Origin of the sequence: Selenomonas sp. GACV-9 (assembly GCA_900116485.1) — a bacterium.
GTDB classification, from domain to species: Bacteria; Bacillota; Negativicutes; order Selenomonadales; family Selenomonadaceae; genus Selenomonas_A; species Selenomonas_A ruminantium_G.
Genome location: FPAX01000009.1, coordinates 70,912 through 95,742 on the forward strand (window position 1 = coordinate 70,912; position 24,831 = coordinate 95,742).

Genomic DNA, 24,831 nt, shown 5'->3' on the forward strand with positions numbered 1-24,831 from the left:
AAATGGACAAATCGGCGGGTGGAAACATTGTTTCGTATCGCATTTTCATGTATAATAGATGCAGTATGAGTTTGAATCGGGTACAGTGATGCCTGGATGGAGGTTAATTGTTTTGGAAACAGCAAAATATAAACGTGTAGTCCTTAAACTCAGCGGTGAGTCGCTGGCAGGAGAGCAGGGGTTCGGCATTAATCCGGAAGTCGTTGAGGATATTGCTGCGCAGATCAAGCAGGTCCGTGACCGCGGTGTGGATGTTGCCGTAGTCGTTGGTGGCGGTAATATCTGGCGCGGCCTGGCTGGCTCGGCAAAAGGCATGGATCGTGCAACGGCTGACTACATGGGCATGATGGCAACGGTCATGAATGCACTGGCACTGCAGGATGCGCTGGAGAAGATGGATGTGGATACCCGCGTCCAGACGGCTATCGAGATGCGTCAGGTTGCTGAACTCTACATCCGCCGCAAAGCCATCCGCCATATGGAGAAGGGCCGCGTAGTCATTTTTGGCGCTGGCACAGGCAATCCGTATTTCTCGACGGATACGACGGCTGCGCTGCGTGCTGCTGAGATTGAGGCGGATGTCATCCTGATGGCCAAGAAGGGCACGGACGGCATCTATGACTCGGATCCAAACAAGAATGCCGATGCGAAGAAATTCGACACGCTCTCGTACATCGAAATCATCAACCGTGGGCTTCAGGTCATGGACACGACGGCTACGAGCCTCTGCATGGATAACAAGATTCCCTTGGTTGTATTCAACATTGATGATCACAAGAACATCGTCAAGGCTGCTCTCGGCGAGGAGATTGGCACGACGGTAGGAGGTAATGACAGATGATTAAAGATATCCTTGCTTCCCACGAGGAACGCATGCAGAAATCCATTGAGGCACTCAAACGTGAATTCGCTACATTGCGCGCTGGCCGTGCTACGCCGTCGCTGCTTGATAAAGTCACCGTTGATTATTACGGGGCAGCAACGCCGGTAAACCAGATTGCGAAAGTATCGGTACCGGAGCCGCGCATGATCATCATCCAGCCCTATGAGAAGTCGATCCTGCATGAAATCGAGGTCGCTATCATGAAATCGGATCTGGGCCTGTCCCCGAACTCGGACGGCACGGCTATCCGCCTGGCAATCCCGGCCCTGACTCAGGAGCGCCGCCAGGAACTTGTCAAGTCGGTCAACAAGAAGGCTGAGGAAGCGAAAGTAGCTATCCGCAATCTTCGCCGTGACGGCAACGATGCCATCAAGAAACTGGAGAAAGCCAAGGAAATCACCGAGGATGAATCCAAGCGCGGCCAGGAAAGCATGCAGAAACTCGTCGACAAATACATCAAGCTCGTTGATACGACGAAGGATGCCAAAGAGAAAGAAGTCATGGAAGTCTGATATGGCTCTCGATGTGATTGGCCGTCCCTGGACAGAGGCGGAGCAGATGCTTCGCGATCAGGGGACTCTTTTTCAGACGGAAATATCACGTTCAACGCGTGATTTTTTCAAGACAGATTCGAGCTGTCTTTATGTCGTTCGTGAGCGAAATCTCGCTGACGGCACTCTGCTTGTGACCCTCGTGGCCAAGCAGAAGAAATGAGCGAAGGAGGTGTCTGAGTATGGCATACAAGATCAATGATGACTGCATTTCGTGCGGTTCCTGCGCTGCTACTTGCCCGGTTGAGGCAATCAGCGAGGGTGCTGAGCATTATGAGATCGATGCAGACAAATGCGTAGAGTGCGGCGCTTGCGCTGCTGGCTGCCCGGTATCCGCTATCGAGGCTCCCTGACGCATGAGGGAACTTTGGGTTCCAATGGGAATGGGCCCCTCTTACGGCTTGACGGAAGAGGGGCTTGTTCTTATATTCTAAGGAAATTAATATCCTAAGCGAGGGATTGCAATATGATAAAGAAGATTTTGGGGACAATCGGCAAGTCGGTTGTCTCAGGGGGAAACTTTGAGATTCCTGCCCATGATTCGCCGCTGTTTGCCAAGATTGACTGGGAAAAGCTGCCGCGTCATGTAGCTGTCATCATGGATGGCAATGGCCGCTGGGCCAAAGGGCAGGGGATGCTGCGCACGGCTGGTCATACGGCCGGGGTCAAGACCCTGAAGAACATCCTCAAGACGGCTATCGGGCTTGAGCTCGATGCGCTGACAGTTTACGCCTTTTCGACGGAGAACTGGAAACGTCCGCACACGGAAGTTGAATTCCTGATGAACCTGTTCTCGGAATACCTCAAGAAGGAACTGCAGGAGATGCATGAGGATAATGTGCAGATCCACTTCATTGGCCGCATCGATGGTCTGCCGGAGTCGCTGCAGGAACAGATGCGTGAGGCTGAGGGGCTCATGAAGGACAATACAGGCGTGAAATTCAATGTCGCTGTGAATTACGGTGGTCAGGATGAGATTGTCCGCGGTGTCCAGTCCATTGTCAGACGTGTGCAGGCAGGGGAACTGGCAGTGGCTGATATCGATGAGCATATCATCGAGTCATCACTGGATACCCAGGGGAATCTGCCGGTCGATCTCGTGATCCGTACCAGCGGTGACCAGCGTCTGTCTAACTTCCTGCTTTGGCAGGCTGCTTATGCGGAGTTCTGGTTCACTGAAACGAATTGGCCGGACTTCACGCCTGAGTGCTTTGTCGATGCGATGGTAGACTATGCCGGCCGCGATCGCCGCTTTGGTGGTCTGACTAAGCCGGATAAAGAATAAGGTAATAGGAGCGTTATAGTTGATTACAAGAATAATAACAGGCGTCGTCGGTATCGCACTGGCGGCATATGTCATCCAGACCGGCGGTATGGTGTTTGCTGGTTTTGCGCTGGTCCTTGCCTTGCTGGCCTGGTTTGAGTATGCAAGAGCCTTTGGAGAACGTGGCATGGGACTTACCTTGCTGACGGGATTCCTGGGGATTGCTCTGCTGTGGTATGCAGGTTGGCAGGGAAATGTTGAGCTCATGGTGGCTGCGGCCACGCTGATCGTGCTGGTCGTAATGCTCGAGAGTGTCTTGCTGCATGGTTCAGTCAGCATCATGGATGCTGTCACGTCGGCAGCTGGCATCCTGTATATCGGATTCCCGTTTACCTATATGGTCATGCTGCGTGCATGGTCGGGACATGATATGATCATGACGCAGTTTGGCGAGTTTGAATTCGGCTGCGCACTGATCTGGATCATGTTCATCGGCACCTGGGCAAGCGATACGTTTGCTTATTTTACGGGTTCGGCCATTGGCCGTCACAAACTCTGCTCGCGCATCAGCCCGAATAAGACCATCGAGGGCTTTTTAGGCTCTGTCGTTGGCACGACGGCTGCGGTAGCAGGCTTAGGTGTATTCTTTTCCCTGCCGGTGCAGGAAATGGCAGTGTTAGGCTTTGCCATCTCCATCCTGGCAACCCTTGGCGATCTGGTGGAGTCTGTTGCCAAGCGTTATACGGGTATCAAGGATTCAGGAAATATCATCCCGGGCCATGGCGGCATCTGGGATCGCTTTGACAGCGTGCTGTTTACGGCACCGCTGGTCTATTATTTTGTGAAATACGTCGGTCTGGCGATGAAGTGAATGTAAGGAGATTCGGCGATGAAAAATATTGCAGTATTAGGTTCTACAGGTTCGATTGGCACCCAGACCCTTGATGTGGTCCGCAGCCATCCGGAGCTGTTCCATATTTCGGTATTGGCGGCTAATGCCAGCGATGAGCTGCTTGAAAAACAGATCCGTGAGTTCACCCCGGAATTGGCAGTCCTGTCAGATGAGGCAGCCTACAACCGTCTGAAGAGCCGTTACAGCGGCCCCACCAAGCTGGTGGGCGGCCGTCAGGCCTTTATCGATGCCGCAGCCTTTGATGGCGTCGAGACGGTGGTGACCTCGATGATGGGCTTTGCTGGTCTGGAGCCGACGCTCAAGGCCATCGAGGCCGGCAAGGATATTGCCTTGGCCAATAAGGAGACGCTGGTGGTAGCAGGTGAGATCGTTACGCGCCGGGCTAAGGAAAAGGGTGTTTCCATCCTGCCGGTTGACAGTGAGCACTGCGCGTTTTTCCAGTGTTTGCAGGGCGAGCGTCTCGATACGGTAGAAAAGCTCTTGCTGACCTGCTCGGGCGGACCTTTCCGCGGCAAGAAACGGGAGGAGCTCAAGGATGTGACGCGGGCACAGGTGCTGGCACATCCGACCTGGAACATGGGGCAGAAGATTACCGTGGACTCAGCGACGCTCGTCAACAAGGGTCTTGAGGTCATCGAGGCCAAATGGCTCTATGGCATGCGTTACGATCAGATCCAGGTGGTCGTGCATCCGCAGAGCATCGTGCATTCGATGGTCCAGTTCCATGATGGTGCGGTCATCGCTCAGCTCGGTTCTACGGATATGAAACTGCCTATCCAGTATGCCCTGACTTATCCGGAGCGTACGGATTCGGAGTTTGAGCGCCTCGATTTCTGGCAGATGAAGGATCTGACCTTTGCGAAACCAGACACGGATACCTTCAAGGGCTTGCGATTTGCCTATGAGGCTGGTGAGATGGGAGGTAGCATGCCTTGCGTATTCAATGCTGCCAATGAGGTGGCTGTCGGTGCTTTCCTTAAAGATGGCATCAAGTTCCTGGATATCTACGATATCATCGAGGAAACCATGATGAAACGCGAATGTATCATGGAACCGACCCTTGAAGAACTGTTTGAGGAAGATCGTTGGGCACGTGAGTTTGCCACTAGCTTGTTGAAGAAGTAAAAGGCAGGTGTCGATATGGTTTTAACAATAGCAGCTGCGATATTCGTATTTGGCCTGCTGGTCCTCGTGCATGAACTCGGACATTTCCTGACGGCAAAGCTCACGGGCATGCGGGTGGATGAATTTGCCATCGGCTTTGGCCCTAAACTCATCAGTCATCGCTGGGGCGAGACGGTATACTCCCTGCGGGTGATCCCGCTGGGTGGTTTCAACGACATTGCTGGCATGAACCCTGATGACAACGATGCGGGGGAGCGTGGCTACTGCGAGAAGCCGGTGCTGTCACGCATGATTGTCATTTTAGCTGGTTCGGTGATGAATTTTATTCTGCCAGTGTTCTTGTTCTTCGGTATCTTCTTCTTTGCCGGGGTCAGCACGCCGAATCCTGAGCCAGTATTCGGATCGGTAATCGCAGGAAAGCCGGCTGCAGAGGCAGGTTTCTTGCCAGGTGACCGTGTCCTCAGCATTGATGGCAAATCTATCAGCAAATGGACGGAGTTTGTCGATGGTGTGAAAGACAACACGGGGGAGCCAATCGAATTGGTTGTCCAGCGTGGCGATGAAACGATCACGGCGACAATGACGCCGGTTTATGATGAGCAGGCGAAGAAAGCTATGGTAGGTGTCATGAGCTCTGTCGATACGCGGATGCCTGGCTTGGTGGAATCCATGCAGCTGGCTGTGCAGAAGACGGCAGCAATCATCGTCATGATGCTCGATGCACTCTACAAGATTCTCTTGGAATTATCAGGGACGGAACTGGCCGGGCCTATCGGTGTGGCGCAGATGGCTGGCGAGGTAGCGCAGATGGGCTTTGTACCGCTCTTGAACTTTGCGGCCTTCTTGAGCTTGAATCTCGGTATCGTTAATCTGTTCCCGATTCCGGCACTGGATGGTGGTCATTTTGCCGGCCTCTGCGTTGAGGCAGTACGGGGCAAGCCCATGGGGCCAAAGGCTTTGGAGTACACGCAGAAGGTCGGCATTGCCTTGCTGATCCTGTTGATGATCCTTGCCACAAAGAACGATATCGTACGCATCTTTACGGGAGGCTGAATATAGATGATGAAACGCAAGCATACCCGCCAGATACATATCGGGCCGGTAGCGATTGGCGGCGGCGCACCAATCTCGGTGCAGTCGATGTGCAACACGAAGACGACTGATACTGAGGCAACCGTAGCGCAGATCAAGGCGCTGCAGGCAGCTGGCTGCGACATTGTCCGCCTGGCTGTTCCAGACATGGAGGCTGCCAAGAATCTCGGGAATATCATCCGGGCGGTGGATGTACCGCTCGTTGCAGATATCCATTTTGACTATAAGTTGGCCCTGGAGGCAATCGAGCAGGGGATTTCAGCCTTGCGCCTGAATCCGGGCAACATCGGTGGCGAGGAAAAGGTAAAGGCAGTCGTGCAGGCTGCCAAGGCAAAGCATATCCCTATCCGCATTGGTGTCAATGCGGGATCGCTGGATAAGAAGATCCTGGCCAAGTATGGTGCTGTGACGCCGGAAGCCCTTGTCGAGTCGGCGCTGCAGCATATCCGCATCCTCGAGGCACTGGATTTCCATGACATGAAGATCTCGCTCAAGGCACACGATGTACCGCTTACGCTGGCGGCTTACCGGCTGATGAGTGAGACTGTCGATTATCCGCTGCACCTTGGCATCACCGAGGCTGGAACGGTCAATACGGGAATCATCAAGTCGGCAGTGGGCATCGGTGCCCTGCTGGCAGAGGGAATCGGTGATACTTTCCGCATCTCGCTGACGGGTGATCCTGTCGTCGAGGTCAAGGTGGCCAATGAGATCCTGAAATCCCTGGGACTCAAGGAATATGGGCCGACGCTTGTCGCCTGCCCCACTTGCGGCCGCACGAGCATCGACCTGCCGGCTATCGCAGCCCAGGTCGAGAAGAAACTCGAAGGCATCAAAGATCCCATCGATGTTGCGGTGATGGGCTGTGTCGTCAATGGGCCGGGGGAAGCGCGCGGCGCAGATGTCGGCATTGCTGGCGGTAACGGCGAAGGCCTTATCTTCCGCAAGGGCGAGATTATCCGCAAGGTACCAGAAGAGATACTCGTCGAGGAACTGTTCAAGGAAATCGACGCAATTTTGGAGGAACGTAAACAAAAATGAGAGCAAGTAATTTATATGCACCAACACTTCGTAACACCCCGGCTGAGGCGGAAATCGTCAGCCATCAGCTGATGTACCGCGCCGGCATGATCCGCAAGGTAGCAGGCGGCATGTATACATTCCTGCCGCTGGGCTGGCGGGTCATCCGCAAGATCGAGGAGATCATCCGTGATGAGATGGATGCTGCTGGCGGCCAGGAAGTCGGCATGCCAATCCTGCAGCCGTCGGAGCTTTGGGAGGAGAGCGGCCGCTGGGCAGCTTATGGCGAAGAGATGATGCGTATCAAGGATCGCCATGGCCGTGATTTCTGCCTGGGACCGACGCATGAGGAAATGATGACGGATCTCGTACGCGATGAAGTCCGCAGCTACAAGCAGCTGCCGCTGCTGCTCTATCAGATCCAGGACAAGTTCCGCGATGAACGCCGCCCGCGCTTTGGCCTGATGCGCAGCCGTGAGTTCATCATGAAGGATCTCTATTCCTTTGACAAGGATATCGAGGGCATGAACGAGTCGTACCAGAAGATGTACGATGCTTACACGAATATCTACAACCGCATGGGCCTCAAGTTCCGTCCGGTTGAAGCCGATAACGGTGCTATTGGTGGCGGCCATTCCCACGAGTTCACGGTATTGGCGGATGCTGGTGAGTCGAATATCGCTTACTGCACGAAATGCGACTATGCCGCCAGCGATGAGAAGGCAGCACTGGCGCCAATCCCGGCTGCTGAGGAAGAGGCACTGCCGTTGGAAAAGGTGGAGACTCCGAGCGTCAACACCATTGACGGTTTGGTTGAGTTCCTGGGCATTCCGGCGCAGAAGACCATCAAGGCTGTAGCTTACCAGACAGATACGGATCAGCTCGTGCTGGCGTTTGTCCGTGGCGATCATGATGTCAATGAGGTCAAGGTCATCAATCAGGTTGAAGGCGCGCTGGAACTGCGCATGGCTGATGATGCAGCCATTGAGGCTGTGGGCGGCTGTCCGGGTTTCATGAGCCCAATCGGCATCAAGGATGGCACGCTGATCCTCGTTGATCCGACGGTCATGAATATGGCCAACGCTGTTGCTGGTGCTAATGAGGCTGACCATCATTACAAGAATGTCAACCCGAAACGTGACTTCACCCAGGAGGGCATCGTGGTGACGGATCTGCGCATGGTCAAGGAAGGCGATGCCTGCCCCCATTGCGGTGCGCCGCTGACGATGACGCGTGGCATTGAGGCTGGACAGGTCTTCACGCTGGGCACGAAGTATTCCAAGGCTATGGGCGCGATGTTCTTGGACGAGAAAGGTAAGGAGCAGCCGCTCTACATGGGCTGCTACGGTATCGGCGTTGGCCGGACGATGGCTGCAGCGATCGAGCAGAACAACGATGAGCAGGGTATCATCTGGCCGCGTGCTATCGCTCCTTTTGAGGTCGTCGTCGTCGCTGTCAATGCGAAGAAGGAAGAACAGCTTCAGTATGCTGAGTCTATCTATAAGGAATGCCGTCAAGCAGGTATCGATACGCTGCTCGATGACCGCAAGGAACGCGCCGGTGTCAAGTTCGCCGACTGCGATCTCATCGGTTATCCGGTACGTGTGGTCATTGGCCCGAAGGCTGTCGAAGAAGGGCAGATTGAGGTCAAGGTCCGCAAGACGGGCGAGGTATTTACCTTCGGCCGCGATGAGTATCTGACCAAGGTACAGGAACTCCTGCAGACGCTCTAAAGAAAAAAGCATGAAAAAAGCTCCATCGGTGGATGGAGCTTTTTTCATGCCGGAACGATTATTCAGCAGCGCCAACAGCCTCGTTGAGACCCTCAATCAGGGCATCAACATCGATGCCGTGAGCCATAGCACCCTGCTCAATGTTTTCGAAATGAGCGGCAGCGCAGCCAAGGCAGCCCATGCCAGCGTTTACGAATACATCAACGGTATCCGGATATTTCTGAACAACTTCAAGAATGCTCATGTCTTTCGTAATTGCCATAACGTATGACCTCCTATATACAATTGGGCGGAAATGCCATCCAGGCGATTTCCATCACCCGAATTATAGCACATACAGCTGGCGGGATACAAGGAAAATGAACCGGATTCAGAAAAAATATCAGCAAAATATCATCAAGACTGGTTTTTTTCTTACAATCGGTTTAAAATGAGAGTATTGCAAGATTAAGGAAAAGCGGAGGGATTATACATGGGATTTATCGCCTGCTCTTTAGGCGGTGTATCAATCTATACGTATGGTTTGTTTGTTGCGGTGGCGGTGTTATTAGCCGTAGTGACAGCGGGAGTAAACGTCAGGCTGCATCATCAGCCGGCTGCCGTGCTGACAGATATTGTCCTATGGGGGATTCCTTTAGCGTTGCTGTGTGGGCGGGCGGGTTATGTCCTGCACCATTTTGAGCAGTACAGCAGCTGCTTATGGGAAATCGTGGCGATTTGGCATGGTGGGTTGTCCTTGTATGGCATCATAGGCGGCCTGCTATTGGCCGTGTGGGGAGTCTGCCAGGTGCACGGTCTTGATACCTGGCAGTGGCTGGATATACTGATACCAGCTGGCGTATTGGCACTGGTCATTATCGAACTCGGAATCTTCGCGTTGCAGCTCAATCCCGGCTTGCCATTTCCCGATGACCTGCCCAATGATCATCGGCTGGTTGAATATGTGGAGTATGCGTTCCGGCCGGTGGGCTTTGGCGATACACTTTATTTCCAGCCGATTGCGCTCTATCAGGCTGGTCTGCAGCTGCTGGTGTTCCTGCTGCTCTGTGTGTTGACTGTGGTGCAGCTTGTCTGGCAACGGCCACGGCTGCTGGGAACGTTATTTTTGCTGGGGACAGCCAGCCTTGCCTTTATCCGTCTTGGCTGTGGTTTCTATTATCTGGCCAGTGGCGCAGATATTGGAGCGGCAATGCCATTGGGACGTGTCATGTCCGGGTCTGCAGGGATGCTGGCTGTAATCGTGCTGATTTTGCGTAAGCGGTTTCACGCGTTGAAAAATAATTAAGGAGGCGTATCATGTCCTTATTTCATAAACAGAGCATGTTCCAAAGATGGTGGAAGAGAATAGCTATACTGGCCTTGCTGCTCTGCATTCCGGTATTGGTGTCAAGTCCTAAGCAGATGACGGCAACGATGGTTGCTGATAGTGAGAATGGTACCAAAGTGATGGTGCTCAACTATCATAAGATAGATAATACATTCATATCGCTGGCGGTACGGCCCGATGATTTCGAGGCGCAGATGAAGTACCTGAGCGAGAACGGCTACCATACCATCTCGCCGGATGAACTCTACGACAGCCTGGCTGGAACAGGAGAACTGCCAGAGAATCCTGTGCTGATTACCTTTGATGATGGCTACGAAGACAATTATACGAATGCCTATCCGATACTGAAGAAGTACGGATTCAAGGCAACGATCTTTGTCATCACGAGTTTCCTGGGCAAGGAGAAGAATTACATGACCTGGGACCAGGCTCGTGAGCTCGATGCCAATGGCATCAGCATCGAATCCCATACGGTAGATCACAAGTCGATGACCGATCTCACGGATGAACAGCTGCGGGTAGAGCTGGTAGAATCCAAGAAAAAAGCGGAAAAGGAACTGGGACATCCTGTGGAATACATGGCTTATCCTACGGGGACTTACAACCTGCATATCGCAGAGATGGTCCGGGAGGCTGGTTACAAGGCGGCGTTTACCATCAAGTACGGCAATGTCGACAAGGCCAGCAACATCTATGCGTTGGAGCGTGTACCTATCTTCCATACAGAAGATACCAATAAGGACTTCCTGGAGCGTATCCGCTATACGCCAATCTTTGAACGGTTTGGCTGGATAAAAAGTTAAGAGGAAAAACGAGAAGTGCCGTCTGCATCTGCGTGCAGAGGCACTTCTTTTTGTATGCGCAGAATGGATTTTGGCGAGGAAATCACGCAGGCAGGCAAGTTTCGCTTGCAAAAAAAAGGAATTTTTGATATAAAAGAGAATAGATAAAAAGTGGTAAATTGTGGGGGAAAGTGGTTCAAAAGACCAGAAAGGTGGTGACGCAGGATGTTTATGGGGGAATATGTTCATTCCATCGATGCCAAAGGGCGCATCATCCTGCCCGCTGATTTCCGTCAGGAACTCGGCGTGACCTTCATCATCACGCGTGGTCTCGACAACTGCCTGTTCCTCTATGGACAGCAGGCCTGGGAGGAATGGGTAGCTAAGCTGCGTGCTCTGCCGACTGCCAAGCCAGCGGCACGGGCATTGACCCGTTTCTTCTTTGCCGGAGCCCGCACGCTCGAGTGTGACAAGCAGGGGCGCTTTCTCGTGCCGGCCAATCTGCGTACCCATGCAGGGATAGCGCTCAAGCAGGACGTCGTATTGACGGGGGTGGATACCCGCATCGAGGTCTGGAGCAAAGAGCAGTGGGCCAAATATAATGAGGAAGTGGAGCCGGATGTTACGGCAATCGCAGACTCGCTTTCGGAGTTGGGAATTTAACCCACTTTTGTTAAGGATTACGGAATACAAGGGAAGTCAGGTGCAAGAAACATGGAGTTTCATCATATCAGCGTGATGCTGGAGGAGACCGTCAAGGGTCTCGTGACAAATAAAAAAGGAACCTATGTCGATTGCACATTGGGCGGCGCAGGACATTCCCGACGGATTGCGGAGCTCCTGGAGCCCGAGGGCAGGATCATCGGCATCGACCAGGACGAGGCGGCAATCGCAGCAGCTACTGAGCGGTTGCGAGATGCGGCCTGCCGGGTGGATATCGTACATAGCAACTTTCGCAATCTGGAGGCTATTCTCGCGGAAGAGAACGCTCCCTTGGTCGATGGTGTTGTGTTCGATCTTGGCGTATCGTCCCATCAGATTGATACGGCTGAGCGTGGGTTTTCGTATATGCAGGATGCGCCGCTTGATATGCGCATGGATCCTGAGTCTGGTTTTTCGGCCTACGATGTAGTCAACACCTACAGTGAGCAGGAGCTTGACCGGATTTTCCATGATTATGGCGAGGAACGGTGGGGCCGCCGCATTGCACAGTTCATTGTCAAGGAACGGGAGGCAAAACCTGTTGAGACAACTGGCGAGCTTGTCGATATCATCTGCAAGGCTGTGCCGAAAGCTGTGCGGCAGGCAGCCAATGGGCATCCGGCTAAGCGCATCTTTCAGGCTATCCGCATCGAGGTAAACGATGAGCTGGGCATACTGGAGAATGCTTTCCGCACAGCGGTGCGGCATTTGAAGCCCGGTGGGCGCATTGCCATCATCACATTCCATTCGCTCGAAGACCGCATTGCCAAGCAAACGCTGAAGGAAATGGCGCGCGGCTGCATCTGTCCGCCAGAACTGCCGGTCTGCATGTGTAATCACAAACCGGAGATCCGCATGCTTGGCAAGCCAATCCAGGCAACGGCGGAGGAACTCGAGCACAATTCACGTTCGAAGAGCGCTAAACTGCGCATTGCTGAGAAATTGGTACAGGCAGAGGAAGGGGGCGATTGCTGATGCTCGCAAGACAGGAAGAAGAACATTTTGAAGAAATGCCGTTGTCGCCAGAGGAAGAAAGACGGCAGCTGCGTCAGGCACCGAAAGAGCCACTGTTCAAGACGGTACTCGATACGAGCATGCGGTCGCATTGCCAGATCCTGTTCCTTACCATCGCGATACTGGCGATGCTGGTGACTATCGGCAGCGGTGTCAGTGCCAGCCGTGGCTATGCACTCGTGGAGGTGCAGCGTCAGGCTGATGCGCTCGAGCAGGAAAATGAGCGGTTGAAGATTGACATCGCCAAGCTCAAGTCGCCGGAGCGCATCAAGAATATCGCTAAGGACCAGTTGGGCATGGAAGTGCCGAAACACACGTATTTCAGTCAGGAAAAATGAATAATCAGCCGCTGCGGGCGGCGGGAGTAAAGAGGCTGTCATGGAAGATGAACAGCTTCTTTCGTGTTTATATGCCAGGAAAAAATACTACTAATTTTTCCCTAGACGGTTTATAATAGTGTACGGTCCGCTGATTTGAGGGGCGGAAACTGAGGAGGAAAACAGATGAAAACAATCAGTCAGCTGGCAGAGCTTGTAGCAGGTTCTGTCGTTATCGGCAATAAAGAAACGGAAATCACGGGTATCGAGCATGACTCGCGCAAAGTAGGCAAGGGGACCTTGTTTGTCTGCATCCCTGGCCTGCATGTGGATGGCCATAAGTTCATTCCGCAGGCAGTGGCGGCAGGCGCGGCAGCTATCCTCACGACGCGCGAGAACGTAGAAGTTCCCGCGGGCATTGCCGTACTGCGCGTGACTGATCTGCAGGCTGCGCTCGATGTCATCGTACCGTTCTTCCATGATTTCCCCGCACGCAGCATGCGGGTCATCGGCATTACGGGCACGAATGGCAAGACGACGACGAGCTATATCACGCGGGCTATCCTGCGGGCAGCCGGCTATAAGGTCGGCCTTATCGGTACGATCCAGATCATGATGGAAGATGAAGTCTATCCTATCCATAACACGACGCCGGATGTGGTGGAGCTCCAGCATACCCTGGCCATCATGCGCGATAAGGGGATGGACTATGTCGTCATGGAAGTTTCCTCCCATGCCCTGGACCAGAATCGTGTTGCCGGCATCGAGTTCGATACGGCGGTGTTCACGAACCTTACCCAGGATCATCTGGATTATCATAAGACGCTGGAAAACTATATGCTGGCCAAGGCCAAGCTGTTTGAACATGTTTCTGAGGCCGGTGTGAAGACTGGCAAGACGGCTGTTGTCAATATCGATGATGCTGCTGGCAAGACGATGCTGGAGCATACGGCCTGCCAGCAGCTTACATATGCCATCAATCAGCCGGCGGACTTGCGGGCTACCGATGTCGATGTGCTCGCCAGCGGGGCGAACTTCACGCTGAATCATGCAGATTTGGGGCAGATGGCACTCAAATTGCATATCACGGGTATCTTCAATGTCTACAATGTCATGTCGGCCGTGGGGGCGGCATTGGCTGAACATATCAAGCCGGAAATCATCGAGTCGGTGCTCAGCGGCTTTACAAGCGTGCCAGGGCGTTTTGAGCTTGTGAAGGCAGGACAGGATTTTTCGATCATCGTCGACTATGCTCATACGCCGGACGGTGTTGAGAACGTGCTGCGCACGGCAAGGGAAATTGCCAAGAAGAAGATCATTGCGGTATTTGGCTGCGGCGGCGATCGCGACCGCACGAAACGCCCCATCATGGGACGGATTGCAGCTGATCTGGCAGATGTCGTCATCGCTACGTCGGACAACCCGCGCTCAGAGGATCCGGAGTTCATCTTGAGCGAGGTCGAAGCTGGTGTCCAGGAAAAGATCGGGGACAAGCAGCATGAAAAGATCACGGATCGCCGCGAGGCAATCTTCCGGGCGGTGGAACTGGCCGAGACCGATGATATCGTCATCATCCTTGGCAAGGGCCACGAGGATTATCAGATCTTGAAAGACAAGACCATCCACTTTGACGATAAAGAAGTGGCTCGTGAGGCAGTTGCTGCCCGTAAGGAGGAGAGATAATGCCGGCTTTTACATTCCAGGAAGTTGTTGAAATCACGAATGCCAAGGTGGTTTCTAAGGATAAAGAGCAGTTTGCTGACTTGGTCAGTGACACGCGTAAGATTACGGACGGTGTCCTGTTCCTGGCCTTCAAGGGCGAGAAATTCAATGGTGAGGATTTTGCTGCGGAGGCACTGCAGAAAGGTGCGGCTGGCGTCATGGTCAGCCTTGACTGTGCAGAGGAAAAGCTTCGCGAGTGTCAGGGGACTGTACTGCAGGTTGAAGATACGCTGTCGGCATATCAGCAGCTGGCAAGAGCCTGGCGAGAGCGCTTCCCGCAGCTGCCGGTTATTGCAATCACGGGCTCTAATGGCAAGACGACGACGAAGGATCTGACGGCGGCAGCGATTTCAGCCCGCGGTCCGGTACTCAAGACCCAGGCCAATTTCAACAACGAGATTGGCTTGCCGTTGACGCTCTTAGGTATCCGTGAGGAACATACGGCAGCTGTCGTCGAGATTGGCATGCGCGGGTTCCATCAGATTGAGCCGCTGGCGAAGATTGCCCAGCCTCGGATCGGTATCGTCACCAATGTGGGCGAAACCCATATGGAGCTTTTGGGGTCACTGGAAAATATTGCCAAGGCCAAGGCTGAACTTGTCGAGGCAATCCCGGCGGGCGGCACAGTCATCCTCAATGCCGATAATGAATATGTCGCTGGTATGCGCAGCAAGGCAACTGCCGGTGTCCGCGTGTTGACGTTTGGCATCGAGCAGTCGGCTGATGTGCATGGCGAGGCTATCCGCACGGAAGGCCGGAACACGAAGTTCATGGTCGAATATCAGAACGAACGCCACGAGTATACGATTGCCATGGTGGGCCGTCATAATGTCTACAACGCGCTGGCAGCTATCGCGGCTGGTTTTGCGCTGGGGCTTACGGCTGAGCAGATCCACGATGGGCTCAAGAACCTCGAGGCGACGAAGATGCGCTTTGAGTGTCAGACGGTCAAGGAGTGGCAGATCGTCAACGATGCCTATAATGCGAGCCCGATGTCGATGACTGCGGCCATCAATACGCTGTCGGAGCTGGCGAAGGGGCGCAAGATCGCTGTCATGGGCGATATGCTTGAGCTGGGTAGTGTATCTGTAGAGGCGCATCGCAAGGTCGGGAAGGAACTGGCGGAAAAGGAATTTGCGGCTGTCATCACGCGTGGTGAGATGGGCAGCTATATCGCGGAAGGCGCAGAAAACGGCGGCGTGCCGGTCGTTTGCCGCTGCGCGTCGCATGAAGAGGCTGCGGCAAAGCTGCAGGAAATCCTGCAGCCGGGCGATACGATCCTGTTCAAAGGGTCGCGCGGCATGCAGATGGAAAAGATCATTGACCTGCTCTAAGAGCGGGAAACAAAAGGCAATAGAAAGAGGAATCAGATAGTGGAAACGAGTTTACTCATGGCAGCAGTCATAGCTGCCGGTTTTGTACTGGTGACGGGACCGTTTTTCATCCCCGAGCTGCATAAGTTGAAATTTGGCCAGAGCATCCGTGAGGAGGGCCCGAAAAGCCATCAGGCTAAGAGCGGCACCCCAACCATGGGCGGCATCATGATCATTCTGGGCATCACGCTGGGGACGATTGCCGCAGCACCGCTGTCGACGGAAATCCTGCTGGCACTTTTCATCATGTTGGGGCACTTCGTACTCGGATTCCTCGATGATTACATCAAAGTAGTCAAGAAACGCAATCTTGGTCTCAAGGCCAAGCAGAAGATGCTCGGCCAGATCATCATTGCCGTGGTCACGATGGTTATCGGCACGCGCATGCTCGGCATTGATACGAGCGTATGGCTGCCGCTGGCCAATACTTCTGTCAATATTGGCATCGGGTACTATTTCCTCGTGTTGTTTGTCATGGTGGGGGCTTCAAATGCCGTGAACCTGACTGATGGCCTTGATGGGCTCGCATCGGGCACCATGGCCATCGCTGCTAGTGCCTATGCGGCAGTATGCCTGCTGCTTGGCCATAATGATTTGGCGCTGTTCTGTGTGGCAATTGTTGGTGCCTGCCTGGCATTCCTGCGGTTCAATGCCCATCCGGCCAAGGTGTTCATGGGCGATACGGGTTCGCTCGCACTTGGTGGTGCCTTTGCTGCTGTGGGCATCCTTACGCATACGGAAGTACTGCTGGCCATCATCGGCTTGATTTTTGTCTGTGAGGCACTTTCGGTCATCATCCAGGTCATTTCCTTCAAGACTACGGGCAAGCGCGTATTCCGCATGAGCCCGATACATCATCATTTTGAGCTCGGTGGCTGGTCCGAATGGAAGGTTGTCTTCGTATTCTGGACTGTCGGTTTGCTGGCAAGCGTGGCCGGTTTATCACTGCTTTGATCTTAAGTGAGTTCGTACGATTTCATTGAGGGGGATTTCTTTGTGACTATGGATCTTTCAGGCAAGAAGGTACTGGTAATTGGTGCTGGCATCAGCGGTTTTGCCGCTGCCAAGCTGGCGAAGAAGTTTGGGGCTGAGGTGGTGCTCAGCGATGCCAAGAGCGAGCAGGATATCAAGTACGATTTCCAAGAACTCAGGGCGGCGGATATCCGCCTGGCGTTTGGCCCGCAGCAGGAAGAGCTGCTCGAGGGTGTTGATATGGTCATCGTATCACCGGCAGTTCCGGTCCGCATCCCCATCATCCAGGCTGCCTATGCACGCAAGATCCGCGTCCTGACTGAGGTGGAAATGGCCTATGAGCTGGCGGAGTCGCCGATTTGTGCGGTTACGGGAACGAATGGCAAGACGACGACGGTCACGCTTTTAGGCTTGCTGCTGGCAACGCGTTTCAAGCGCGTTGGTGTAGGCGGCAATATCGGTGTGCCACTGTCAGAAGAGGTCCTGCGTGTTGGCAAGGGCGGCTGCATCGCTGCGGAAATCTCCAGCTATCAGATGGAGGCCACGAAGGATTTTCATCCGCATGTAGCTGCGGAGCTGAATGTGACGCCGGATCATATCGTGCGTCATGGCTCGATGGAGGTCTACCAGCAGATGAAGGAGCGCCTGTTTGCACAGCAGACGGCTGAGGATTTCCTGGTGCTCAACTATGACGATGAACATACGCGTTCGATGAAGGAGCGGGCAGCGGCAAAGGTTTGTTACTTCAGCCGCCAGCAGGAGCTTGAAGAAGGTGCCTTTGCCCGTGACGGTCAGCTCATCATCCGTTGGGAAGGACAGGAATATCCGCTCTGTCGTGTAAATGAACTGGGCATCAAGGGCGCTCATAATGTGGAAAATGCGCTTGCGGCAGCTGCCTCGGCCTTCCTGGCTGGTTGTGAGCCGCAGGCCATGGTCAAGGTACTCAAGGAGTTCCGTGGCGTCGAGCACCGCATCGAATATGTCCGTGAGCTCGATGGCGTAGCCTATTACAACGACTCCAAGGCGACGAATACCGATTCGGCTATCAAGGCGCTGGAGACGTTTGATGATGGCATCGTGCTGCTGGCTGGTGGCGACGATAAGATGACGGATCTGACGGATTTCATGCAGCTCGTGAAGCAGCGCGTGACAGACCTGATTCTCGTTGGCGCTGCGGCAGAGCGCTTTGAGCAAGAGGCCTGCAAGAATGGCTATCCGCAGGAACATATCCATCGGGCAGGCTTTTCGATGGAGAAGGCCGTGGAGATTGCGCATGGATTGGCCCGTGCGCCGCAGGTCGTCCTGCTCTCACCGGCCTGTGCAAGTTTTGACATGTATGATGGCATGGCGCAGCGCGGTCGTGATTTCAAGCGGCTGGTCAATAATCTTTGATTGATAAGAGGGGTATTAAGTTGAATATCATCGTATCTGGTGGCGGCACTGGTGGGCATATCTACCCAGCCATCACGATTATCCGTACTATACAGGAGAAATATCCCGACGCGAAATTCCTTTACGTCGGTACGAAACGCGGCCTGGAGGCAGACATTATCCCCAAAGAGGGACTGCCTTTTGCCACGGTGGACATTCAGGGCTTTGAACGCCATTTGACGCCGGACAATTTCCGCCGGGCTGGCAAGGCTATGATAGGTGTGGCTAAGGCGGCTAAGATTGTCCGGGATTTCCATCCCGATGTGGTCATCGGCACTGGTGGCTATGTCTGTGGACCAATCCTGCTGGCTGCCAGCCTGATGCATGTGCCGACCTTGATACAGGAGCAGAATGTCGTACCGGGTATCACGAACAAGATCCTGGCAAGATTCGTAAGCAGGATTGCAGCAGGCACCGAAGAAGCCAAGAAACATTTTCCGGCTGGTAAAGTGGTGTTCACAGGCAATCCCATCCGTCGGGAGGTCTTGTCAGCGCGCCGGGAAGAAGGGGCGGCTGAGTTCGGTTTCGACCCGGCCCGCAAGACGGTGCTTATTTCTGGCGGCAGCCGGGGGGCACGTTCCATCAACCGGGCGATGATTGATGTGCTCGTACAGGCAGCAAAGCATCCGGAGGTTCAATATCTGCATGTGACGGGTAAGCTCGAGTATGAGGATGTGGTGAATCGGCTTGAAGCTGCAGGCTTAGATCTTGATAAGGCCAAGCATATACAGGTGCGGCCTTATCTTTATGATATGCCTAAGGCGATGGCTATGGCAGATCTGGCGGTATTCCGTGCTGGTGCGACGGGACTGGCTGAGCTTACGGCTCGCGGCATTCCTGCCATCCTGGTGCCATATCCTTATGCGGCCGAGAATCATCAGGAGCACAATGCCCGCGCCTTGGAAACGGCTGGCGCAGCCAGGATGATCCTGAACAACGAACTGACGAGTGAGCGGCTCTGTGCAGTGCTCACCGAGTTATTGAGTGAAGATGACAAGCTGACGGCGATGGCAGAAGCCAGCCGCAGTATGGGCAGGCCACAGGCTGCGGCTGATATTGCCGACATGGTGTTGGAACTTGCCGGTCAGTGCTAAGGGGGACTATAGTAGATGAAACAGCTGAAAGAGCTTAATGATATCAAGAAGATCCATTTTGTCGGCATCGGCGGTGCCGGGATGAGCCCATTGGCCAAGATCCTTGTCGAGCTTGGCTATGAGGTGTCGGGGTCAGACCGTGAGGATTCGGCCGTCATCGAGAACTTGCGCAAGATGGGGGCTAAGATCATGCTGGGCGGTCAGAAAGGCGAGAACGTCCGTGGCGTAGATGCCATTGTCGTATCGACGGCCATCCCTTACGACAATCCGGAGGTGCTGGCTGCCCGTGACCTGGGCATCACGAAACTGCATCGTTCGGATATCAATGCGGCCCTTGTCAATGAGTATAAAGGCATTGCCGTAGCTGGTGCCCATGGCAAGACGACGACGACTTCGATGCTCGGCGTGGCGCTGACCCATGCTGGCGTATCGCCGACGATGATTGTCGGCGGCGAGGTGCCGGATCTGGGAACGAATGCCAAGCTGGGTGAGAGTGAATACCTTGCCTCAGAGGCTGATGAGAGTGATGGTTCGTTCCTCAAGCTGCATCCGCATGTGGCGGTTGTGACGAATGTCGAAGATGATCATATGGACCATTATGGGACGATGGAAAATATCATCAAGGCCTTCACGCAGTTCATCGAGAATGTCGATAAGGAAACGGGCTATGCGGTCCTCTGTTTCGACAATGAGAACCTGCGCAATATCGCAAAGAATATCGATCGTAAATACTATACCTATGCAATCGATCATGAGGCTGATTATCAGGCGAAGAATATCACGACGGGAGGCAAGGGCATTGCGTTTGACGTCGTTCATGGCGAGGAAGAGCTCGGCCATATCTCGCTCAATATCCCAGGACGCCACAACGTTCTCGATGCGATGGCTTGCCTGGTCACGGGACTGACTATGGGTGTGCCATTTGAAAAGATGGCTGATGGTCTGGCAGCTTTCCACGGGGCAAAGCGTCGTTTCCAGACCAAAGGCCGCATGGATGGCGTCTGGGTAGTGGATGATTATGCACATCATCCGACCGAGATCGCTGCTACGCTCAAGGCTGCCAAGGAAACGAAACCGGCACGCCTCATTTGCGCCTTCCAGCCGCATCGTTATTCGCGCACGCAGCTCCTGCATGAGGAGTTCGGCAAGGCATTTGTCTCGGCAGACCTGCTGATACTTACGGATATTTATGCTGCTGGTGAGGCACCGATTGATGGGATCAATGGCGAAACAATCTTGAATGAGGTTCGCCGTCAGTCAGGACAGGATGTTGTCTATCTGCCGGATCGTGCGAAAGTCGCAGCTTATCTGAAGGATGAAGTAAAAGATGGTGATCTCGTCATCACGATGGGCGCAGGCGATATCTATAAGTCGGGTGAGGAACTCGTCGAATTGCTGCAGGAATAATCGAAGATAAGATAAAGGAGTTTTCATTCAAATGAATCAGGATAAGATCGTTGTTGTCATGGGTGGTACGTCTACTGAGGCGGAGGTATCCCGCCGCACGGGTACTGCTATCTTGAATGCGTTGCAGTCAAAAGGCTATAATGCCGAAGGGATGGAGCTCAATCCTGCTACCTTTGCGGAGGATATCCGCAAGAGTGGCTGTGCGATGGTATTCAACGCGCTGCATGGCAAGTTCGGTGAGGACGGAATCCTGCAGGGCACGCTGGAGATGCTCGGTATTCCGTACACTGGCTCGGGGGTGCTGGCGGCAGCGGTGACGATGGATAAAGTGGCATCCAAGCGTGTATTCATGGCCGAGGGCATTTCAACGCCGCGTTCGCATACGTATCATGCCTTTGAGGCGAAACGTGATCTCGTGCAGGAGATTGAGACAGCATTCCATCTGCCGGTGGTGGTCAAGGCTGCTTCCCAGGGCTCGAGCATTGGCGTGTATATCGTTGAGGATACCGAAGAACTTGCCGTCGCACTGAAAGAGGCATTTACGTATAATGATGAGGTCCTCGTAGAGGAATTCATCAAAGGCCGTGAGATGACGGTAGCTGTTTGGGGCGATGAGGAGCACAAAGAGGCATTCCCAATCATCGAGATCACGACGACTTCGGGCCGCTATGATTATCAGAGCAAATACACGAAGGGGGCTTCTGCGCATATCATCCCGATGCCGGTTTCCGATGAGAAGACGAAAGAGATCCAGGAGCTGGCTATCAAGACGTATACGGCTTGTGGCTGCCGCGGTGTTGCCCGCGTGGATATGATGTTCAGCGAAGACGAGAAGCCATATGTCATTGAGGTCAACTCGGTGCCGGGGATGACGGAGACCTCACTGGTTCCGGATGCTGGCCGGGCAATGGGCATCGAGTTCCCAGAGCTTTGTGAGCGCATCCTGGAAATGGCAGGCTATCAGAAGTAAGGAAGATTTACAGGCAAAGGAGTATGCAGCATGGCGGCTAAGGAAGAAGAGCAGCTGGCCGGTGACGAGCCGACTGCAGAAAAGAAGATACGCCGCAGTCCGAGACGGCTCATCAAGGGGCTCTTGTTTTTGCTGATATGCGGCGGTTTTATGGCCATTGTCGTCTATTCGCCGTTATTTACATTGCAAAGGATAGTCATCAATGGCAGCAACTACCTGAACCAGCAGGATATCATGACTGCCGGGCGAATTTACCAGGGAACACCGCTGTTTCAATTGCAGACTGATGTGATCACGCAAAATCTCATGCATGATCTGCGGATTGAATCGGCCATTGTGCGGCGTCGCTTGCCGGATACGATTGAAGTCGATATCGTCGAACGCACGCCGGTAGCTACGGCTGCCTGCGATTATGGGTATGTTGATTTTGATCGTCAGGGTAAAGTAATCAATAGCTATCGCAGTCTCAAGAAAATGCCGATTCCTTTGATTACAGGGATTGTGCTGCATGATCTCTATATCGGCGATGATAATCGGGATGAGGTAGTTGCCTGGATACTGCAGTTCCTGCAGCAGCTTGATGCGGAGGCCCTCAATCAGGTTTCGGAAGTGAATATCAGCAATCCGAAGATGATCGTTGCTTATACGACTAATTCTGTGCAGATACGTCTAGGGGACAGGGACCGCATGGAGGAAAAAGTCAAATTGACCCAGGATTTCCTTCTCAATCTGCCGAATAATCGTCATCAGATTGATTATGTTGATTTCAGTTATACAGCCCCATTTATTCGTTTGAAAAACATGCCGCAGGAAAAAGAAACGGTGGTCAATGAGAATGCCCAGTGATAAATCTGTTCTTATGAACCGTCACGTATAAGTTTTTTCATGAAAGCTATGGAATTCAAGGAAAAATGATGGTAAAATAAAACAGTATAATTGTGCAGATTGACAAGAAGTGACAATGTTTGCCACGGATAAAATATAATCGTCATGGGGGTTAATGCAGTGTTTGAATTGGATGATAATGGCCTGGATCAGCTGGCTACAATAAAGGTTATAGGTGTTGGCGGTGGCGGCAGCAATGCTGTCAATCGCATGATCAATCTTGGGCTTCAGGGTGTGGAGTTCATTGCCGTGAATACGGATGCGCAGGCATTGCTGAAGTCCTTGGCCCCGAAACGCATGCAGATTGGTGAGAAACTGACGCGTGGTCTGGGCGCTGGCGCACAGCCGGAAATCGGTCAGAAGGCGGCCGAGGAAAGCCGCGATGATATCCTTGAGGCACTGCGCGGCGCGGATATGGTATTCGTTACGGCTGGTATGGGCGGCGGTACGGGAACTGGTGCAGCTCCTGTTGTTGCTGAGTGCGCCCGTGAGATCGGTGCATTGACGGTTGGCGTCGTAACCCGTCCGTTCTCCTTTGAGGGTATGAAACGCCGCCGTAACGCGGAGTCTGGTATTGCCAATCTCAAGAAACATGTTGATACGATTATCACGATTCCGAACGATCGCTTGATGCAGGTCGTGGATAAAAAGACGCCAATCACGCAGGCGTTCAGCATCGCTGATGATGTTTTGCGTCAGGGCGTGAAAGGTATCGCTGACCTTATCGCGCTGCCAGGTCTTATCAACCTCGACTTTGCGGATGTCAAGAACATCATGAGCAACGCTGGTTCTGCCCTTATGGGTATTGGTGAGGCAACGGGTGAGAATGCGGCTGTAGAGGCTGCTAAGGCTGCGATTGCATCGCCGCTCCTGGAGACGAGCATCGATGGTGCTCGCGGCGTCCTGCTCAATGTAACGGGTGCAGAGGAGAACCTCAGCATGTTTGAGGTTACGGAGGCGTCTAATGCGATTGAGGCGGCAGCAGACAGCCAGGCAAATATTATCTGGGGTGCTGCTGTTGATAATACCATGGGGGACACTGTACGTGTTACCGTCATTGCTACGGGCTTTGACGCTCCTGAGGAGATTGGTGTGCAGGCGGCTTCAGCTGCATCTACGATGGCACAGCCGGCTTCTGCAGGCACGACGGCAGAGACTCCGGCAGCCCCAGCACAGCCGGCTCCGGATTTCATTGACATCCCGGTTTGGATGCGTAGCAAGTAAAATATTTTAGATTATTTACAAAAAACAGTTGACAAGCAAGTTAAGAGCAGATATAATATATCTTGTTCTTAACACTTGTTAATTGCATATGGGTAGGTGCCCGAGTGGTTAAAGGGAACAGACTGTAAATCTGTCATCTTCGGATTACGATGGTTCGAATCCATCCCTGCCCACCATCATGGCGGCGTAGCTCAGTTGGCTAGAGCATGCGGTTCATACCCGCAGTGTCAGGAGTTCAAATCTCTTCGCCGCCACCATTTGAAAGATGAAGCGTATCGCTGTTGCGATGCGCTTTTAATTTTTTCGGATCTTTTTCTAAAAAATGAACTTTTTTAGAAAAAGGTGTTGACATATCGACAAAAGACGTGTATCATAATACAAGTCGCTGAGAGATACGGCAACGGAAATCAATCAGAAAGCCTTGAATGGCAAGTGGTTGAAAGATGTTGGTTTTGAAAAGAATTTAAAAAAGTTCTTGACAGAAAGAAATCAATGCGATATAATAAATGAGTCGCTGAAATGAGCGGCACGGTTCGAAAGAGCCAGAGATTGTTCTCTGAAAACTAAACAATGCAGAATGAATCATGCAACATGATTCAAGCCAGATGTTTGATGAAACTTCGGTTTCATATTCAAAACATCGATTGGTATGAACAACATAGCAATCGGCAATTTCTTTTAAGCAGCGAACAGCAATTTTAATTGCTTGTGAGTCGCTTACATAAATCACTTCAGTGATTTATGAACCATAGAATAATTGAGAGCTTGATTGAGTTCTTCAATATGATTTATTGGAGAGTTTGATCCTGGCTCAGGACGAACGCTGGCGGCGTGCTTAACACATGCAAGTCGAACGAGACGATTGAAAGCTTGCTTTTGAGAGTCGAGTGGCAAACGGGTGAGTAACGCGTAGACAACCTGCCGCAAAGATGGGGACAACAGTCCGAAAGGACTGCTAATACCGAATGTTGTATCGTTTCCGCATGGAGATGATATTAAAGATGGCCTCTACTTGTAAGCTATCGCTTTG

General features: G+C 53.0%; 25 protein-coding genes, 2 tRNA genes and 1 rRNA gene. 27 read left to right on the top strand and 1 reads right to left on the bottom strand.

The window, feature by feature from the left end; all coding sequences use genetic code 11:
* Window positions 1–88 precede the first annotated feature (88 nt).
* From pyrH to BM322_RS08945, 10 genes are all read left to right on the top strand, one after another.
* Window positions 89–841, top strand: a complete 753-nt coding sequence (pyrH, locus tag BM322_RS08900) for a UMP kinase (protein ID WP_075429801.1) — start codon at window positions 89–91, stop codon at window positions 839–841.
* Entirely contained in the window at window positions 838–1,395 is a 558-nt protein-coding gene (gene frr / locus BM322_RS08905; RefSeq protein WP_075429749.1) for a ribosome recycling factor, read from the top strand. The genes pyrH and frr overlap by 4 nt, the downstream gene beginning before the upstream one ends.
* A 1-nt stretch (window position 1,396) precedes the next feature.
* Entirely contained in the window at window positions 1,397–1,597 is a 201-nt protein-coding gene (locus BM322_RS08910; protein ID WP_075429751.1) for an RNA-3-phosphate cyclase, read from the top strand.
* Between the two features lie 19 nt (window positions 1,598–1,616).
* Window positions 1,617–1,787, top strand: coding sequence for a DUF362 domain-containing protein (locus BM322_RS08915; RefSeq protein WP_005842915.1), 171 nt, complete (start codon window positions 1,617–1,619; stop codon window positions 1,785–1,787).
* Between the two features lie 113 nt (window positions 1,788–1,900).
* Window positions 1,901–2,719 (top strand): isoprenyl transferase, encoded by an 819-nt coding sequence (locus tag BM322_RS08920; RefSeq protein WP_075429753.1) that lies wholly within the window; start codon window positions 1,901–1,903, stop codon window positions 2,717–2,719.
* Between the two features lie 19 nt (window positions 2,720–2,738).
* Window positions 2,739–3,569 (top strand): phosphatidate cytidylyltransferase, encoded by an 831-nt coding sequence (locus tag BM322_RS08925; protein ID WP_075429755.1) that lies wholly within the window; start codon window positions 2,739–2,741, stop codon window positions 3,567–3,569.
* A gap of 18 nt (window positions 3,570–3,587) precedes the next feature.
* On the top strand, window positions 3,588–4,736 hold the full coding sequence (locus BM322_RS08930) for a 1-deoxy-D-xylulose-5-phosphate reductoisomerase (RefSeq protein WP_075429757.1): 1,149 nt from the start codon (window positions 3,588–3,590) through the stop codon (window positions 4,734–4,736).
* A gap of 15 nt (window positions 4,737–4,751) precedes the next feature.
* Window positions 4,752–5,789: an RIP metalloprotease RseP gene (gene rseP / locus BM322_RS08935; RefSeq protein ID WP_075429759.1), complete on the top strand. Its 1,038-nt coding sequence runs from the start codon at window positions 4,752–4,754 to the stop codon at window positions 5,787–5,789.
* Window positions 5,790–5,795: 6 nt separating this feature from the next.
* Window positions 5,796–6,869 (top strand): flavodoxin-dependent (E)-4-hydroxy-3-methylbut-2-enyl-diphosphate synthase, encoded by a 1,074-nt coding sequence (gene ispG, locus BM322_RS08940; protein ID WP_075429761.1) that lies wholly within the window; start codon window positions 5,796–5,798, stop codon window positions 6,867–6,869.
* Window positions 6,866–8,581 (top strand): proline--tRNA ligase, encoded by a 1,716-nt coding sequence (locus BM322_RS08945; RefSeq protein ID WP_075429763.1) that lies wholly within the window; start codon window positions 6,866–6,868, stop codon window positions 8,579–8,581. The genes ispG and BM322_RS08945 overlap by 4 nt, the downstream gene beginning before the upstream one ends.
* Window positions 8,582–8,639: 58 nt before the next feature.
* Here BM322_RS08945 and BM322_RS08950 read toward each other — a convergent pair whose 3' ends face one another.
* Window positions 8,640–8,843 (bottom strand): DUF1858 domain-containing protein, encoded by a 204-nt coding sequence (locus BM322_RS08950; protein WP_075429765.1) that lies wholly within the window; start codon window positions 8,841–8,843, stop codon window positions 8,640–8,642.
* A 210-nt stretch (window positions 8,844–9,053) separates the two neighbouring features.
* Here BM322_RS08950 and BM322_RS08955 point away from each other — a divergent pair, with 210 nt between their 5' ends.
* The 17 genes from BM322_RS08955 to BM322_RS09035 all read left to right on the top strand — a co-directional run.
* Window positions 9,054–9,866 carry a prolipoprotein diacylglyceryl transferase family protein gene (locus BM322_RS08955; RefSeq protein ID WP_075429767.1) on the top strand — a complete coding sequence of 271 codons (813 nt, stop codon included), beginning with the start codon at window positions 9,054–9,056 and terminating at the stop codon, window positions 9,864–9,866.
* 11 nt (window positions 9,867–9,877) lie between these two features.
* On the top strand, window positions 9,878–10,711 hold the full coding sequence (locus BM322_RS08960) for a polysaccharide deacetylase family protein (protein ID WP_075429769.1): 834 nt from the start codon (window positions 9,878–9,880) through the stop codon (window positions 10,709–10,711).
* A 204-nt stretch (window positions 10,712–10,915) separates the two neighbouring features.
* Window positions 10,916–11,353 carry a division/cell wall cluster transcriptional repressor MraZ gene (gene mraZ / locus BM322_RS08965; RefSeq protein WP_075429771.1) on the top strand — a complete coding sequence of 146 codons (438 nt, stop codon included), beginning with the start codon at window positions 10,916–10,918 and terminating at the stop codon, window positions 11,351–11,353.
* Window positions 11,354–11,404: 51 nt separating this feature from the next.
* Window positions 11,405–12,367 (top strand): 16S rRNA (cytosine(1402)-N(4))-methyltransferase RsmH, encoded by a 963-nt coding sequence (rsmH, locus tag BM322_RS08970; RefSeq protein ID WP_075429773.1) that lies wholly within the window; start codon window positions 11,405–11,407, stop codon window positions 12,365–12,367.
* Window positions 12,367–12,744 carry a cell division protein FtsL gene (gene ftsL / locus BM322_RS08975; RefSeq protein ID WP_075429803.1) on the top strand — a complete coding sequence of 126 codons (378 nt, stop codon included), beginning with the start codon at window positions 12,367–12,369 and terminating at the stop codon, window positions 12,742–12,744. Before rsmH ends, ftsL begins: the two co-directional genes overlap by 1 nt.
* Before the next feature lie 165 nt (window positions 12,745–12,909).
* Window positions 12,910–14,406, top strand: a complete 1,497-nt coding sequence (locus BM322_RS08980) for a UDP-N-acetylmuramoyl-L-alanyl-D-glutamate--2,6-diaminopimelate ligase (protein WP_075429776.1) — start codon at window positions 12,910–12,912, stop codon at window positions 14,404–14,406.
* Window positions 14,406–15,779, top strand: a complete 1,374-nt coding sequence (gene murF, locus BM322_RS08985) for a UDP-N-acetylmuramoyl-tripeptide--D-alanyl-D-alanine ligase (RefSeq protein ID WP_075429778.1) — start codon at window positions 14,406–14,408, stop codon at window positions 15,777–15,779. Before BM322_RS08980 ends, murF begins: the two co-directional genes overlap by 1 nt.
* Before the next feature lie 57 nt (window positions 15,780–15,836).
* Window positions 15,837–16,772: a phospho-N-acetylmuramoyl-pentapeptide-transferase gene (mraY, locus tag BM322_RS08990; RefSeq protein ID WP_075429780.1), complete on the top strand. Its 936-nt coding sequence runs from the start codon at window positions 15,837–15,839 to the stop codon at window positions 16,770–16,772.
* Between the two features lie 48 nt (window positions 16,773–16,820).
* The gene (gene murD, locus BM322_RS08995) at window positions 16,821–18,182 is read left to right on the top strand and encodes a UDP-N-acetylmuramoyl-L-alanine--D-glutamate ligase (protein WP_075429783.1); all 1,362 of its coding nucleotides are present in this window, start codon (window positions 16,821–16,823) and stop codon (window positions 18,180–18,182) included.
* Window positions 18,183–18,202: 20 nt separating this feature from the next.
* Window positions 18,203–19,315: an undecaprenyldiphospho-muramoylpentapeptide beta-N-acetylglucosaminyltransferase gene (gene murG / locus BM322_RS09000; RefSeq protein WP_075429785.1), complete on the top strand. Its 1,113-nt coding sequence runs from the start codon at window positions 18,203–18,205 to the stop codon at window positions 19,313–19,315.
* A 15-nt stretch (window positions 19,316–19,330) separates the two neighbouring features.
* On the top strand, window positions 19,331–20,722 hold the full coding sequence (gene murC, locus BM322_RS09005) for a UDP-N-acetylmuramate--L-alanine ligase (protein WP_075429787.1): 1,392 nt from the start codon (window positions 19,331–19,333) through the stop codon (window positions 20,720–20,722).
* A gap of 31 nt (window positions 20,723–20,753) precedes the next feature.
* On the top strand, window positions 20,754–21,692 hold the full coding sequence (locus BM322_RS09010; protein ID WP_075429789.1) for a D-alanine--D-alanine ligase: 939 nt from the start codon (window positions 20,754–20,756) through the stop codon (window positions 21,690–21,692).
* A 30-nt stretch (window positions 21,693–21,722) separates the two neighbouring features.
* Window positions 21,723–22,538, top strand: coding sequence for a cell division protein FtsQ/DivIB (locus BM322_RS09015; protein ID WP_082334438.1), 816 nt, complete (start codon window positions 21,723–21,725; stop codon window positions 22,536–22,538).
* Between the two features lie 159 nt (window positions 22,539–22,697).
* Complete coding sequence (ftsZ, locus tag BM322_RS09020; RefSeq protein ID WP_143102221.1) at window positions 22,698–23,801, top strand: cell division protein FtsZ; 1,104 nt, start codon at window positions 22,698–22,700, stop codon at window positions 23,799–23,801.
* Between the two features lie 90 nt (window positions 23,802–23,891).
* Window positions 23,892–23,977 (top strand) — tRNA-Tyr (locus BM322_RS09025).
* Between the two features lie 4 nt (window positions 23,978–23,981).
* Window positions 23,982–24,058 (top strand) — tRNA-Met (locus tag BM322_RS09030).
* 531 nt (window positions 24,059–24,589) lie between these two features.
* Window positions 24,590–24,831: ribosomal RNA gene (locus BM322_RS09035) — 16S ribosomal RNA — on the top strand; the annotation flags it as partial.